Consider the following 13,709-nt stretch of genomic DNA (forward strand, 5'->3'; position numbering starts at 1 on the left):
ACCTCAAACCCGAACAGGCGTGAAAAAGCCCCTGCCCCCGGCGGTGTCGCCGGGGGCAGGGGCTGGTCGTGCGTGGAGCGGGTGCTACTTCGTCAGGTCCGGGCCGGTCGAGGCGACGGCGGCGGGGGTGTCCGCCACCGGCGACTTCTCCTCGCCACGGAAGGTGAAGACGGCTTCCTTGCCCTCGCCCTCCACGCCGACGACCACGATGTGGCCGGACCGCAGCTCGCCGAAGAGGATCTTCTCGGAGAGGTGGTCCTCGATCTCGCGCTGGATCGTACGACGCAGCGGACGGGCGCCGAGCAGCGGGTCGTAACCGCGCTTGGCGAGCAGCTTCTTGGCCTCGATGCTGAGCTCAAGGCCCATGTCGCGGTCCTTGAGGCGGCCGTCCACCTTGTCGATCATCAGGTCGACGATCTGGATGATGTCTTCCTCGGACAGCTGGTGGAAGACCACGATGTCGTCGACACGGTTCAGGAACTCGGGGCGGAAGTGCTGCTTGAGCTCCTCGCTGACCTTCGCCTTCATCCGCTCGTACCCGGTGGCGGCGTCACCCGTGGCCGCGAAGCCCAGGTTGAAGCCCTTGGAGATGTCCCGGGTGCCGAGGTTGGTCGTCATGATGATGACGGTGTTCTTGAAGTCGACCACGCGGCCCTGGGAGTCGGTCAGGCGACCGTCCTCCAGGATCTGCAGCAGCGAGTTGAAGATGTCCGGGTGGGCCTTCTCGACCTCGTCGAAGAGGACGACCGAGAACGGCTTGCGGCGCACCTTCTCGGTGAGCTGGCCACCCTCCTCGTACCCGACGTAGCCGGGGGGCGAGCCGAAGAGCCGCGAGACGGTGTGCTTCTCGCTGAACTCCGACATGTCGAGGGAGATCAGGGCGTCCTCGTCACCGAACAGGAACTGCGCGAGGGTCTTGGAGAGCTCGGTCTTACCGACACCGGACGGGCCGGCGAAGATGAACGAGCCGCCGGGACGCTTCGGGTCCTTCAGACCTGCACGCGTACGCCGGATGGCCTTCGAGAGCGCCTTGATGGCGTCCGTCTGGCCGATGACGCGCTTGTGCAGCTCGTCCTCCATGCGCAGGAGCCGGCTGGACTCCTCCTCGGTGAGCTTGAAGACCGGGATGCCGGTGGCCGTCGCCAGCACCTCGGCGATCAGCTCCTCGTCCACCTCGGCGACGACATCCATGTCGCCGGCCTTCCACTCCTTCTCCCGCTTGCCCTTGGCCTGCAGGAGCTGCTTCTCGTCGTCGCGCAGGGACGCGGCCTTCTCGAAGTCCTGCGCGTCGATCGCGCTCTCCTTCTCGCGGCGCACGTCGGCGATCTTCTCGTCGAACTCGCGGAGGTCCGGCGGCGCGGTCATCCGGCGGATGCGCATCCGGGAGCCGGCCTCGTCGATCAGGTCGATCGCCTTGTCCGGCAGGAAGCGGTCCGAGATGTACCGGTCGGCCAGGGTGGCCGCGGCGACCAGGGCGGCGTCCGTGATGGACACCCGGTGGTGCGCCTCGTAGCGGTCCCGCAGGCCCTTGAGGATCTCGATGGTGTGCGGCAGCGACGGCTCCGCGACCTGGATCGGCTGGAAGCGGCGCTCCAGCGCGGCGTCCTTCTCCAGGTGCTTGCGGTACTCGTCCAGCGTGGTCGCACCGATGGTCTGCAGCTCACCACGGGCCAGCATCGGCTTCAGGATGCTCGCCGCGTCGATCGCGCCCTCGGCGGCGCCCGCGCCGACCAGGGTGTGCAGCTCGTCGATGAACAGGATGATGTCGCCTCGGGTGCGGATCTCCTTGAGCACCTTCTTCAGGCGCTCCTCGAAGTCACCCCGGTAGCGGGAACCGGCGACCAGGGCGCCCAGGTCGAGGGTGTAGAGCTGCTTGTCCTTCAGCGTCTCCGGGACCTCGCCCTTGACGATCGCCTGGGCCAGGCCCTCGACGACCGCCGTCTTGCCGACGCCGGGCTCACCGATCAGCACCGGGTTGTTCTTGGTGCGGCGGGACAGCACCTGCATGACCCGCTCGATCTCCTTCTCGCGCCCGATCACCGGGTCGAGCTTGGCCTCGCGGGCGGCCTGGGTCAGGTTGCGGCCGAACTGGTCGAGGACCAGCGAGGTCGACGGGGTGCCCTCGGCAGGGCCGCCGGCGGTCGCCGACTCCTTGCCGCCACCCTGGTAACCGGAGAGCAGCTGGATGACCTGCTGGCGCACCCGGTTGAGGTCGGCGCCCAGCTTCACCAGGACCTGGGCGGCGACGCCCTCGCCCTCGCGGATCAGGCCGAGCAGGATGTGCTCGGTGCCGATGTAGTTGTGGCCCAGCTGAAGGGCTTCGCGGAGCGAGAGCTCCAGGACCTTCTTCGCCCGCGGGGTGAAGGGGATGTGGCCGGACGGGGCCTGCTGGCCCTGACCGATGATCTCCTCGACCTGCTGACGAACAGCCTCGAGCGAAATCCCGAGGCTCTCCAGGGCCTTAGCGGCGACACCTTCACCCTCGTGGATCAGACCCAGGAGGATGTGCTCGGTGCCGATGTAGTTGTGGTTGAGCATCCGGGCTTCTTCCTGAGCCAGGACGACAACCCGCCGCGCGCGGTCGGTGAACCTCTCGAACATCGTTTATCGCTCCTCAGAGCGGTCGGGCAGTTCGGGGACTGTCCCCGCCCTGTCCTTCCGCATGCTAGTCCCGCTCAGCGGCGCGGCTCAGGATCACTCCCACTCGCGTGGGAGAAACTGCTGCGCGACCAGCCGACACCTTTCCCAACCTGATGCTGGGAGACGGTGTTCCCACAGCTGGGCCCGATGCACCCGATACCGCTACGCCATCGGCGAACAACGGCCCGCCGAGGATCGGGCAACTGGTCCCGCAGATCTGCTTTGGGCAGTGTCCACGACCCTGCCCACCTGCATTCATACCCGGTATCACGGCGAGTTTCGCGTACTTTCCGCAGTGGCCGTGTTCGCCTGGCGAGAAGTCCGCCGGCGGACCGCCCGCCGGAGGCACCCCGTTGACGGTGGGTCAGCGGAGTCCGTGGCCTGCCCACCCGGCCCGTCCGCCGCAGGTGGGCGAGGTGGGCCCGGGTGCGGCCGAACAGGTGGAGCCGCGTTACCGCTCCGTTCCTACAGCGTTGCACAGCCCATGACCGTCGCGCCGACCCCGCCACCGGACCTCCGTCCGGACGCGTCGGCGGCCGGGCTGGGAGTCGATGGCGGCGGCTCTCCGGGGGCCGTCCTGCTGAGCTCCGACCGGGTGGAGGTGCCCCGCCCGGCCGGGTTGGCCGCGCTCGGTCGGCTGGACCGGCTCGGCCGACCGTACGGCCCGGTGGTCGGCTACGGCGCGGTGACGGCGTTCCTGCTCGCCCCCGGGGCCGCCGAGACCGTGCCGGACCTGCTGCGGTGGCTCGGCTGGGGAGCCGAGCTGCCGCTCGGCCTGACCGCCAGGCCCGCAGTGGCCGGTACGGCCGGCCAGGTGCCACGGGCGCGGGGCGCGGAGGACGAACCCCCGCGCCCCGAATGGCGTGTCGCCGCTGCCTCGGCGGTCTGGCTGCGGCAGCGGGAGACCGGCCCTGGTCTGGACCTGCGCTCACCCGATCTGCTGCGGCTGCTCGACTGCCTCGCGGACGCCTGCGCCCGCGACCTCATGGGCCTGGCGCCGGCCTCCTGAGCGCGCCGCCCGGCCCGGTCGGACCTGGCGCGACGCGGCCCCGTACGAATCCGAGGTGCCGGCCGAATCGGCCGACTCAGCCGGATCCGGTGAAGCGGACCAGGTGAACCCGGACCGCACTCGGACGGGATACGGACCGCACGCGGACCGGATAACGACCGAACTCCGACAGAACACGGACAGAACGCCGACAGAATCCGCGCTAATGCCGGATTCAGGCGACGTTGGCCCGCTCGTACGCCTCGCGCACGGTGCTCGGGACGCGGCCCCGGTCGTTGACCTCCAGGCCGTTCTCCTTGGCCCAGGAACGGATCTTCGCGGTGTCCGCCGCGCCGGCTGCGGTACGGCCCGCGCTGCGGCCGGCGTTGCTCCGGCGCGCGCTGGTGAGCCGACCGCTCTGCTTGCGACCCTTGTCGACGTACGGAGTCAGCAGGTTGCGCAGCTTCTCCGCGTTCGCGCTCGTCAGGTCGATCTCGTAGGCAACGCCGTCGAGAGCGAACGTCACCGTCTCGTCCGCCGAACCGCCGTCGAGATCGTCTTCAAGAATGACCTGCACCCTCTGTGCCACGGGCTTCCCTTTCCGCCTAAACGACCCAATGCCTTGAGGAAAGGAAAGCGTCTTTTTCCGGAAAACACAAACCCTTGGCCACTCGGGGCCCGGACAAGGCAGGTTCGGCAGTGCCGGTTCAGAGGTGGAGCAGCATGCGCGAGTTGCCCAACGTGTTGGGCTTCACCCGCTCCAGGTCCAGGAACTCGGCGACACCTTCATCGTACGACCGCAGAAGTTCCTCATAGACATCCGTAGCGATCGCCGCCGGATCTGTCGTACCATCGTCGGTTTCGTGGAGCTCTCCGATCTCGACGAAACCGTGTTTCGCGAAGAACGAAACCTCGAACGTCAAGCAGAAAATCCGACGTACGCCCAGCCAGCGTGCGGTCTGCAGCAGCTTCTCCAGGACGAGATGGCCGAGGCCGAGGCCCTGGCAGGACGGGTCGACCGCGAGGGTGCGTACCTCGGCCAGGTCCTCCCACATCACGTGCAGGGCGCCGCAGGCGACCACCAGCCCGTTGTCGTCGCGTTCGGCGACCCAGAACTCCTGTACGGATTCGAACAACGTCACGGTGGGCTTGTCGAGCAGAATGCCGTTGCGCGAGTAGCCGTCGATGAGCCGCCGCACCGCGCGCACGTCCGTGGTCCGCGCCCGGCGGATGGTGACCTCCATGGGCGGGACGTTATCGCGTCGGCGGGCCCCGGGTCTCCTCGGTATCAGGATCCGGGTCGGCAGTATCAGGGGCGGGGCCATCGGGATCGGGTCCATCGGGATCCGGGCCGACATCTCCGACGACACGTAGTGCGTCGCGTAGTGCCTCGCGCTGCTCGGGGGACATCATGCCGAAGAAGTGCACCAGGGCCGCCGCCGGATTGTCACTCGTCCCCCAGGCGTCGTTCATCAGCGCGGCGGTGTATGCCTCGCGGGAGGAGACGGCTTCATATCGATACGCACGGCCGACCTGGTCGCGGCGTAGCCAGCCCTTTCTGAAGAGCTTGTCCAGCACCGTCATCACGGTGGTGTAGGCGATATCGCGTTCCGACTGCAGATCGAGCAGAACCTCGCGAACGGTGACCGGCCGGTTCCACTGCCAGACCCTGGTCATGACGTCGTTCTCAAGTTCTCCGAGTTGCCGCACCATAGTCCGGCCAGGATAGGGAATGTTTCGGACAAAATTTGCTAATGGGGATCAAACCGGCGCGCCGCCACCCCCGGAGAGGGGTGACGGCGCGCCAGGAGTGCGGGTGCTATTCGGCGGTGGCGGAGGACCGGGCCATCGCCTCGGCGGCGGCGTCCTCCTTGCCCTTCTGGGCACCACCCTGGCTGCGGATGATGGCCCGCACCAGGAATCCGAAGCCGATCGCCATCACCAGCGGGGGCACGATCGCGCTGACGTATGCCATCAGGTCACTCCTTCTCGTCGGTGGTGGCGCTGTCGGTGGTGGTGTTGTCCGGGGTGGTGCTCTCGGCGGTGCGCTTCTGCTCCGGCTTCACGATCGGGAAGAGGACCGTCTCGCGGATGTTCTTACCGGTCAGCAGCATGATCAGCCGGTCCACGCCGAGGCCGAGGCCGCCGGTGGGCGGCATCGCGTACTCGAGGGCCCGCAGGAAGTCCTCGTCCACCTGCATCGCCTCGACGTCGCCGCCGGCCGCCAGCAGCGACTGGGCGGTCAGCCGGGACCGCTGCTCGACCGGGTCGACCAGCTCGGAGTAGGCCGTGCCGATCTCCGTACCGAAGATCATCAGGTCCCACTTCTCGGCCACCCCGGGGTTGGTCCGGTGCTGGCGGGTCAGCGGGGAGACCTCGGTCGGGTAGTCCTTGATGAAGGTCGGCCGGATCGCGTTCTCCTCCAGGAGGCGCTCGACCATCTCCAGCACGATCTGCCCGTGGCCCCACTTCGGCTCGTACGGCACGCCGGCCTCGTCGGCGAGCTTGCGCAGCTCCTCGACCGAGGTCTCCGGGGTGATCTCGGTGCCGAGGCGCTCGGAGATCCCGCCGTAGACGGTGACCTCCTCCCACGGCTCGGCGAGGTCGATCTCGTGCTCGACGCCGTGCGGGTCGAGGCCCCGGATGACGGTGGTGCCCAGCGCGTCCCGCGCCGCGTTGACGATCGTCGCGCGGATCAGCTCGGCCTGGGTGTCGTAGTCGCCGTACGCCTCGTACGACTCCAGCGAGGTGAACTCCGGGTTGTGGGTCGAGTCCGCGCCCTCGTTGCGGAAGTTGCGGTTGATCTCGAAGACCTTCTCCGCGCCGCCGACCACCAGCCGCTTGAGGTACAGCTCGGGGGCGATCCGCATGAACAGGTCGATGCCGTACGCGTTGATGTGGGTCTTGAACGGGCGGGCGTTGGCGCCGCCGTGCACGGGCTGCAGCATCGGGGTCTCGACCTCGATGTAGCCGCGCTCCTCGTAGGTGCGGCGGATCGAGCGGACCACCTTGCTGCGCAGGTACATCATCTCCCGCGCCTCGGGGTTCACGATCAGGTCGACGTACCGCTGGCGGACCCGGGCCTCCGGGTCGGTCAGGCCCTTGTGCTTGTCCGGCAGCGGGCGCAGGCACTTGGCGGTGAGCTCCCAGCGGTCCACCATGACGCTCAGCTCGCCGCGCCGGGAGGTGATCACCTCGCCCTCGACGCCGACCTGGTCGCCGAGGTCGATGTCGGCCTTCCAGGCCGCGAGCCGCTCGTCGCCCAGCTTGTCCAGGGAGAACATCACCTGGAGGTCACCTGAGCCGTCCCGCAGGGTGGCGAAGCACAGCTTGCCGCCGGTACGGGCCAGCACGACGCGGCCGGTCACGCCGACCCGCTCGCCGGTCGCGACGTCCGGCTCCAGGTCGGGGTGCTTGGCGCGCAGGTCGGCGATGGTGGTGGTACGGGGGAAACCGACCGGGTACGGGTCGACGCCGGCCGCCCGGAGCCGGTCCAGCTTCTCGCGCCGGACGCGCATCTGCTCGGGAAGGTCGTCGGTCGCGGGGGCGCTGCTGCTCTGATCGCTCACCCCCCCAGGGTAGCCACCGCCCGGGGGTGCAACGCCACGGGTATACGGGGTCACCAGAAGGGGCGACCCTTCTGGTGACCCCGGGCACGTACCTGCCGGCCGGAGCCTCATACCGGTGTGTACCGGTTACTTGTGTGTCCCGGCCCGGCGGCGGGTCGCGACGAGGACCAGGCCCGCGCCGATCGCGACCGCCGCCGAACCGGCGACGATCATCGTCCCGGTGCCGGAGTTGCCGGTGGAGGCGAGGCGGCCGTCGGTGTTGGTCATGGAGACGGCTGCGGGCGGGAAGCTCCCGGCGACGACCACGGCGGGGTCGGTGCCCGTGGAGGTCGGAGTGGGCCGGCCGGTCGGGGCCGACGTCGGACGCGTGCTCGGCGTCGACGTGGGGGGCGTCGAGCCGCCGCCGAGGCGGACGAGGGTCGCCGAGGCCACGTCATTGGCGGGGTTGTGGTCCCACGGCATGATCGCGGACGTGGAGCTGTTGTCGACCTCGCTCGCGTAGTTCTGCAGGGTGACCGGGACGGTCACCCGGTCGACGCCGGTCGCCAGTTTCAGGTGCAGGCTGTAGGTCTGCTGGTAGCCGACCGGCATCCAGGCCGGCGAACCACAGAAGTACCGGGTTGCCGGGGAGACGGTCCGGTTGTGCCAGGAGGTGGTGGACCCGCAGACGTTGCCGGGGAGGTCGCTCACCGTGACACCCTGCGGCAGCACCACGTGGACCCGTGGCGACAGGTCGCCGGCGGAGGGGTCGTTGTAGGACGCTGGGCCGGAGTTCCGGATGCCGATCGTGAGAGTGCCCTCGTCGGCGCCGGGGCCGGGAGTCCACTGGGAGGTGGCCGAGAGGTCCGCCGTGAAGTCGGCGGTGACCTTCTGCCCGCTCGAGTAGTCGCTGCCCTGGCGGGGGGCCGCGAGCAGGGCCGGGTCGGTGGCCTTGGCCGCGCCGAGCGCCGGGGCGGTGCCGCGCACCAGGTGCTCGTTCTTGCGCCACCCGGGGACGGGGGAGTTGGCGTCGTTCTCGTCACCGAACAGCTGGAAGGTGGCGGCCTCGAAGGACGCGGTGGCCGCGACCCCGAGCTTGAGGGTGTCCAGCCGGAAGACCTCGCCCGGGCCTACGGCCGCGTCCACCGTGCAGACCGCGAGCGTGACCGGGGGCCGGGTGTTGTTGCTGTTCCCGGCCGACTGCTGGGCGGGCTTGTCGGCGAACTCGCAGTTGGACGGCCGCTGCCCGGCCGTCAGCCCGGCCGTCAGGTTCGCCGTGAGCACGACCTCCGACGTCGGCTGGTTGCCCAGGTTGGCGAATTCGACGACCTCGTCCAGCGGGCTCCCCGGCTTCACCTTGGATTGCTCGGCGAGAGCCTTGAGCTTGAGGTCGGGCCCGCCGACGGCGACCTTGACGTCCGCGCTCGCCGTAGCGGCGTTCGAGCTCTTCACGGTGACGTGCAGTGTGCCGACGGCTCCGAGCCGGACGTTCTGCACCGCCCGGAGCGTGGGCTGACGGCTCAGGCCGACGCCATTGAAGGCCACGTCGTCCTGGTCGCAGGTGAAGACCGGGCCGGCCGCCGCGCAGCCCGGAACGGCGAGCTGTGCGAGGCCCGCGAGACCGGTCGCGTCGTAGGTCACCTTGACGCCGTGCGCGGTGCCGTTGCCGACGCGGCCGAGCGAGAAGGAGTAGCCGAAGAACTCGTTGACGGCCCGTACGTCCGACGAGACGTGGACCGAGCCGGGACTCTGGAGGGTGAGCTTGAGGTCGTCGGCCTGTGCGGGGGCGGCAAGACCCGTCCCGACCGCTGCGACGAGGCATGCCGAGCTGACGCTGAGTGTGCGGCTGAAGCGTATGGATCCCACGGAAGTCCTTTGAAGATATTGGGTTTTCTTCAGGGACTCTAAGGCTCCGTCAGCTGTTGGGGCCTGGAATTGATCGGCTACAAATCGGGCAGTTCGGGGCGCGCTGCCCGGCCGGGCAGCGAAGCGTTACTGAAGTGTCATCAGGCCTGCTTCGGGGACGATCGGGAAGTCGACATACCGACAGGAAATCCCGCCGGGACAGGCCGATGGGGAGGCCGGGGCGGCCTCCCCTCGCCGGGAGGTCAGCCGGTGCCGGTGGCGAGCTCGACCCCCTCGGGGGCGGGCTGCGGCTTGGGGCGGCGGCCGAAGAGCTCGGCGGGGGTGGGCATGCGGTGCGGCTGGGGGTGCGGCTGGGGGTGGGACTGCGGGCGGTTGGTGGGGGTCGGGGCCTTGGGGGTGGTGGTGCCGGCGGAGTTGCTCATCGGGATCCGTCCTCCAACTGGGGTAGGGGTGCTGCCGGGTGTGACCGAGGGGAAGGGTTCGGAGGCCGGGCTCGGCACGGCGGTGAGGTGGCGCTGCCCGGTGCTCAGGGCCAGCCGCTCGCGGACGTCCGCCTCGGCGAGCGCGTGGCAGCGTCCGGCCAGGCGGGAACGGCGGGAGCGCTCGCCGCTGCCGCAGGGCAGCCGGGCCAGCGTCCGGAGTGCGGCGAGGTCCTCGGGGGAGGGCAGGTAGCCGTCGGCGACGGCCTCTTCCAGGCGTTCCAGGTAGCCGGCGGCGCTGCCGGGCAGGGCCTCCCGGTAGCGGGCCAGGTCGGCGAGGAGGAAGGCGCGCAGCCGGCCGCCTTCGTGCACCGCCTCGTCGACGGCCTCGGCCAGGCGCAGCGACTCCTGGACGTCCTCGGTCCAGAGCTCGCCGGCGGGCGCGGGAAACGACGCGTGGACGGGGTGCAGGGCTTGGGCGAGGGCACGGCGCAGCACGCGGACTTCATCGGCGCTGAAGGCCATGCCGCCGCGCGATCCGTGTGGCGTAGGCATGGCTCGACAGTACGTGGGGTACGTCCGATTTATGACGATTGGCGGCGCGTTTGTACCGATTGGCCGATCGTGCGTTGATCCGATCGGATCGGAACCTTCGCACTCGGGAACCCACCGGGGCGCGGGGAGCTGTGGGAGCAGGGCTCTACGGAGGTGCACGGTTGCGCGCGCACGCAGTTGATTGAACAGAGCCCCGCGCCCCTGATTGGGCCGGCCCGATCTCAGGGGGTCGGCTTGTTGCGTTCGTAGACGAGGCGGAGGCCGATCAGGGTGAGCCAGGGCTCGTGGACGTCGATGACGGCGGCCTCGCCGAGGACGAGGGGGGCCAGGCCGCCGGTGGCGATCACCTGGACGTCGTCGGGGTCCTTGGAGAGTTCCTTGGCCATCCGGGTGACCAGGCCGTCGACCTGGCCGGCGAAGCCGTAGAGGATGCCGGACTGCATGCCCTCGACGGTGTTCTTGCCGATCACGTTGCGCGGGCGGGCCAGTTCGATCTTGCGGAGCTGGGCGCCCCGGACGCCGAGGGCCTCGACCGAGATCTCGATGCCGGGGGCGATCGCGCCGCCGACGTAGTCGCCGCGCTCGTTGATCGCGTCGAAGGTGGTTGCGGTGCCGAAGTCGACCACGATGCACGGGCCGCCGTAGAGGTGGTTGGCCGCCAGCGCGTTGACGATCCGATCGGCGCCGACCTCCTTGGGGTTGTCCATCAGGACGTGCACCCCGGTCTTCACCCCCGGCTCCACGATCACCGCAGGGACGTCGCCGTAGTAACGACGCGTCACCTCGCGGAGCTCGTGGAGCACGGCGGGTACGGAGGAGCAGATCGCCAGCCCCGCGACCTGGTCCTCGGCGGAGACGATGGGGTGAGAGCCCATCAGCCCCTGCATCAGCACCGCCAGTTCGTCGGCCGTGCGGCGCGGATCGGTGGAGATCCGCCAGTGCTCGACGATCTCCTCGCCGTCGAACAGGCCGAGCGTGGTCTGGGTGTTGCCGACGTCGATGGTGAGGAGCATGGGCTGCTTTCTGCAGAGGTTGGGGATCAGGCGCGCAGGTCCAGGCCGATGTCCAGGATCGGCGAGGAGTGCGTCAGAGCCCCGACGGCGAGGTAGTCGACACCAGTCTCGGCGACCTCGCGGGCGGTGGCCAGGGTCAGACCGCCGGAAGCTTCCAGCTTGGCCCTGCCCGCCACCAGCTCGACGGCCTCCTTCAGCTGGGCGACCGTGAAGTTGTCGAGCAGGATCAGGTCCGCACCGGCCTCCAGGACGGGCGCGATCTGCTCGACGGTGTCGACCTCGACCTCGACCGGCAGCTCCGGGTACGCGGCCCGGACGGCGCGGAACGCCTCCGCGACGCCGCCCGCCGCGATCACGTGGTTGTCCTTCACCAGCGCCGCGTCCGAGAGCGACATCCGGTGGTTGGCGCCGCCGCCCGCGCGGACCGCGAACTTCTCCAGGGCGCGCAGGCCCGGCGTGGTCTTGCGGGTGTCGCGGACCACCGCGCCGGTACCCTCCAGGGCGTCCGCCCAGGCGCGGGTGGCGGTGGCGATGCCGGAGAGGCGGCAGAGCAGGTTGAGCGCGCTGCGCTCGGCGGTCAGCAGGTCGCGGGTGCGGCTGCGGACCGAGAGCAGGACCTGGCCGGCCTCGACCCGGTCGCCGTCCTCGACGTGCCGCTCGACCTCGAACTCCTCCTCGCAGACCAGCGAGACCACGGCCTCGGCGATCCGCAGACCGGCCACCACGCCCGCCTCGCGGGCGGTGAAGTCGGCGGTGGCGACGGCGTCGGCCGGCACGGTGGCGACCGAGGTGACGTCCTCGCCGCCGGCCAGGTCCTCGGCCAGCGCCAGGGTGGCGATGTCCTCGACCTCGACCGGGTCGAGCCCGGCCTCCTCCAGCATCTCGGCCAGCGCCGGGTCGAGCCCGGTCTCGTACGCCTCGGCGTCCCCGCAGGCGCAGCCGTCGCCGCAGCCCTGGTCGGCCATCGGGAGGTCCTCGTGCGCGTGGGTGCTCATGGTTTTACTGCTCCTCAGGGGTACTGACGGGGGTGCCGGTGGCGACGGCGAGGGTGGTGATCAGGTGGCGCTGCCAGTGTGCGTCGTCCCGCTCGGGGAAGTCCTCGCGCCAGTGGCAGCCCCGGGTCTCCTGCCGCTGGGCGGCGGCGGTGACCAGGGCGGTGGCGACCAGGTGGAGGTTGGCGGCCTCCCAGGTCTCGACCCGGGGGTCGGCGGGCTTCTCCTCGGCGGCGTGGGTGTGCGCCTCCTCGGCGAGCCCGGCCAGCCCGGCGGCGGTGGCGGCCATGCTGTCGGCGGAGCGCAGCACGCCCGCGCCCTTCGACATCAGCCGCTGGATCTCGGCCCGGGCCTCGGGCGCGGGCAGCGGCACGCTGCGGGCCGCGCGGGCTCCCGCGACGTCCACCGAGCGCTCCGGGAGGTCACCCGAGAGGTGCCGGTCGGTCAGGTCCGCCGCGATCTGCTCGGCGAAGACCAGGCCCTCCAGCAGCGAGTTGGAGGCGAGCCGGTTGGCGCCGTGCACGCCGGTGCAGGCGACCTCGCCGCAGGCGTACAGGCCCGGGACGGTGGTGCGGCCGCGCAGGTCGGTACGGACGCCGCCGGAGGCGTAGTGCGCGGCGGGGGCGACGGGGATCAGCTCGGTGACCGGGTCGATGCCGTGCGCGCGGCAGGAGGCCAGGATGGTGGGGAAGCGCTCGGCCCACATCTCGGCACCGAAGTGCCGCCCGTCCAGGTACATGTGCTCGGTGCCCTTGAGCTGCATCCGCCGGTTGATCGCCTTGGCGACGATGTCGCGCGGCGCCAGCTCGGCGAGTTCGTGCTGCCCGAGCATGAAGCGGGTCTCGTCGGCGTCCACCAGGTAGGCGCCCTCGCCCCGGACCGCCTCGGAGACCAGCGGCTGCTGGCCCTCGGCGTCCGGGCCGAGCCAGAGCACGGTGGGGTGGAACTGGACGAACTCCAGGTCGGTGACCTCGGCCCCGGCGCGCAGCGCGAGCGCGACGCCGTCGCCGGTGGAGACCGCCGGGTTGGTGGTCGCGGAGAAGACCTGGCCCATGCCGCCGGTGGCCAGCACCACGGCCCGGGCCCGGATCGCGCCGACTCCGTCACGTTGACCCTCGCCCATCACGTGCAGGGTGAGCCCGGCGGCGTGACCGTCGGCGTCGGTGAGCAGGTCGAGCACGAGCGCGTGCTCGATCAGTTCGAGGCCCGGGTCGTCACGGACGGCCGAGACCAGGGCGCGGGATATCTCCGCGCCGGTGGCGTCGCCGCCCGCGTGCACGATCCGGCGGCGGTGGTGGCCGCCCTCGCGGGTCAGCAGGACCTCGCCGTCGGCGTCCTTGTCGAAGGCCGCGCCGGTGGCGATCAGATGCCGGACGGCGTCCGGACCCTCGGTGACCAGGATCCGGACGGCCTCCTCGTCGCAGAGCCCGGCGCCCGCGACCAGGGTGTCGTCCAGGTGCTGGGCGGGGGTGTCCCCGTCGCCCAGGGCGGCGGCGATGCCGCCCTGGGCCCAGCGGGTGGAGCCGTCGTCCAGCATCGCCTTGGTGACCACCATGGCCCGCAGGCCGGCCTTGCGGACGTTGAGCGCGACGGTGAGCCCGGCGACGCCGGAGCCGACCACGACGACGTCCGTGGTCGTGGTCCAGCCAGGGGCCGGGGCGGTCAGGCGATGTGAGACGGACATGGCT

The 13,709-nt window shown here is 70.5% G+C and carries 12 protein-coding genes; 1 reads left to right on the top strand and 11 read right to left on the bottom strand.

What is annotated here, in order from left to right:
• Positions 1-84: 84 nt before the first annotated feature.
• The gene (locus P3T29_RS11735; RefSeq protein WP_280716295.1) at positions 85-2,601 is read right to left on the bottom strand and encodes an ATP-dependent Clp protease ATP-binding subunit; all 2,517 of its coding nucleotides are present in this window, start codon (positions 2,599-2,601) and stop codon (positions 85-87) included.
• Between the two features lie 523 nt (positions 2,602-3,124).
• Between P3T29_RS11735 and P3T29_RS11740 the strand changes: the two genes are divergently transcribed.
• Positions 3,125-3,649 carry a hypothetical protein gene (locus tag P3T29_RS11740; RefSeq protein ID WP_280716296.1) on the top strand — a complete coding sequence of 175 codons (525 nt, stop codon included), beginning with the start codon at positions 3,125-3,127 and terminating at the stop codon, positions 3,647-3,649.
• 214 nt (positions 3,650-3,863) lie between these two features.
• Here the strand turns inward: P3T29_RS11740 and P3T29_RS11745 are convergent, their stop codons facing one another.
• The 10 genes from P3T29_RS11745 to P3T29_RS11790 form a co-directional block, all read right to left on the bottom strand.
• Entirely contained in the window at positions 3,864-4,217 is a 354-nt protein-coding gene (locus tag P3T29_RS11745; protein ID WP_280716297.1) for an Lsr2 family protein, read from the bottom strand.
• A 118-nt stretch (positions 4,218-4,335) separates the two neighbouring features.
• Positions 4,336-4,872, bottom strand: a complete 537-nt coding sequence (locus P3T29_RS11750; protein ID WP_280716298.1) for an amino-acid N-acetyltransferase — start codon at positions 4,870-4,872, stop codon at positions 4,336-4,338.
• A gap of 10 nt (positions 4,873-4,882) precedes the next feature.
• Positions 4,883-5,341 carry a BlaI/MecI/CopY family transcriptional regulator gene (locus P3T29_RS11755; protein ID WP_280716299.1) on the bottom strand — a complete coding sequence of 153 codons (459 nt, stop codon included), beginning with the start codon at positions 5,339-5,341 and terminating at the stop codon, positions 4,883-4,885.
• 106 nt (positions 5,342-5,447) lie between these two features.
• Positions 5,448-5,603 carry a hypothetical protein gene (locus P3T29_RS11760; protein WP_280716300.1) on the bottom strand — a complete coding sequence of 52 codons (156 nt, stop codon included), beginning with the start codon at positions 5,601-5,603 and terminating at the stop codon, positions 5,448-5,450.
• A 4-nt stretch (positions 5,604-5,607) separates the two neighbouring features.
• On the bottom strand, positions 5,608-7,197 hold the full coding sequence (gene lysX / locus P3T29_RS11765) for a bifunctional lysylphosphatidylglycerol synthetase/lysine--tRNA ligase LysX (RefSeq protein WP_280716301.1): 1,590 nt from the start codon (positions 7,195-7,197) through the stop codon (positions 5,608-5,610).
• Between the two features lie 126 nt (positions 7,198-7,323).
• Complete coding sequence (locus tag P3T29_RS11770; protein ID WP_280716302.1) at positions 7,324-9,042, bottom strand: hypothetical protein; 1,719 nt, start codon at positions 9,040-9,042, stop codon at positions 7,324-7,326.
• A 242-nt stretch (positions 9,043-9,284) separates the two neighbouring features.
• The gene (locus tag P3T29_RS11775; protein WP_280716303.1) at positions 9,285-10,016 is read right to left on the bottom strand and encodes a hypothetical protein; all 732 of its coding nucleotides are present in this window, start codon (positions 10,014-10,016) and stop codon (positions 9,285-9,287) included.
• Positions 10,017-10,237: 221 nt separating this feature from the next.
• Entirely contained in the window at positions 10,238-11,029 is a 792-nt protein-coding gene (locus tag P3T29_RS11780; protein WP_280716304.1) for a type III pantothenate kinase, read from the bottom strand.
• Positions 11,030-11,055: 26 nt separating this feature from the next.
• On the bottom strand, positions 11,056-12,024 hold the full coding sequence (nadC, locus tag P3T29_RS11785) for a carboxylating nicotinate-nucleotide diphosphorylase (RefSeq protein ID WP_280716305.1): 969 nt from the start codon (positions 12,022-12,024) through the stop codon (positions 11,056-11,058).
• Positions 12,025-12,028: 4 nt separating this feature from the next.
• Positions 12,029-13,705: an L-aspartate oxidase gene (locus P3T29_RS11790; protein ID WP_280716306.1), complete on the bottom strand. Its 1,677-nt coding sequence runs from the start codon at positions 13,703-13,705 to the stop codon at positions 12,029-12,031.
• Positions 13,706-13,709 lie beyond the last annotated feature (4 nt).

Origin of the sequence: Kitasatospora sp. MAP5-34 (assembly GCF_029894335.1) — a bacterium.
Lineage (GTDB): Bacteria > Actinomycetota > Actinomycetes > Streptomycetales > Streptomycetaceae > Kitasatospora.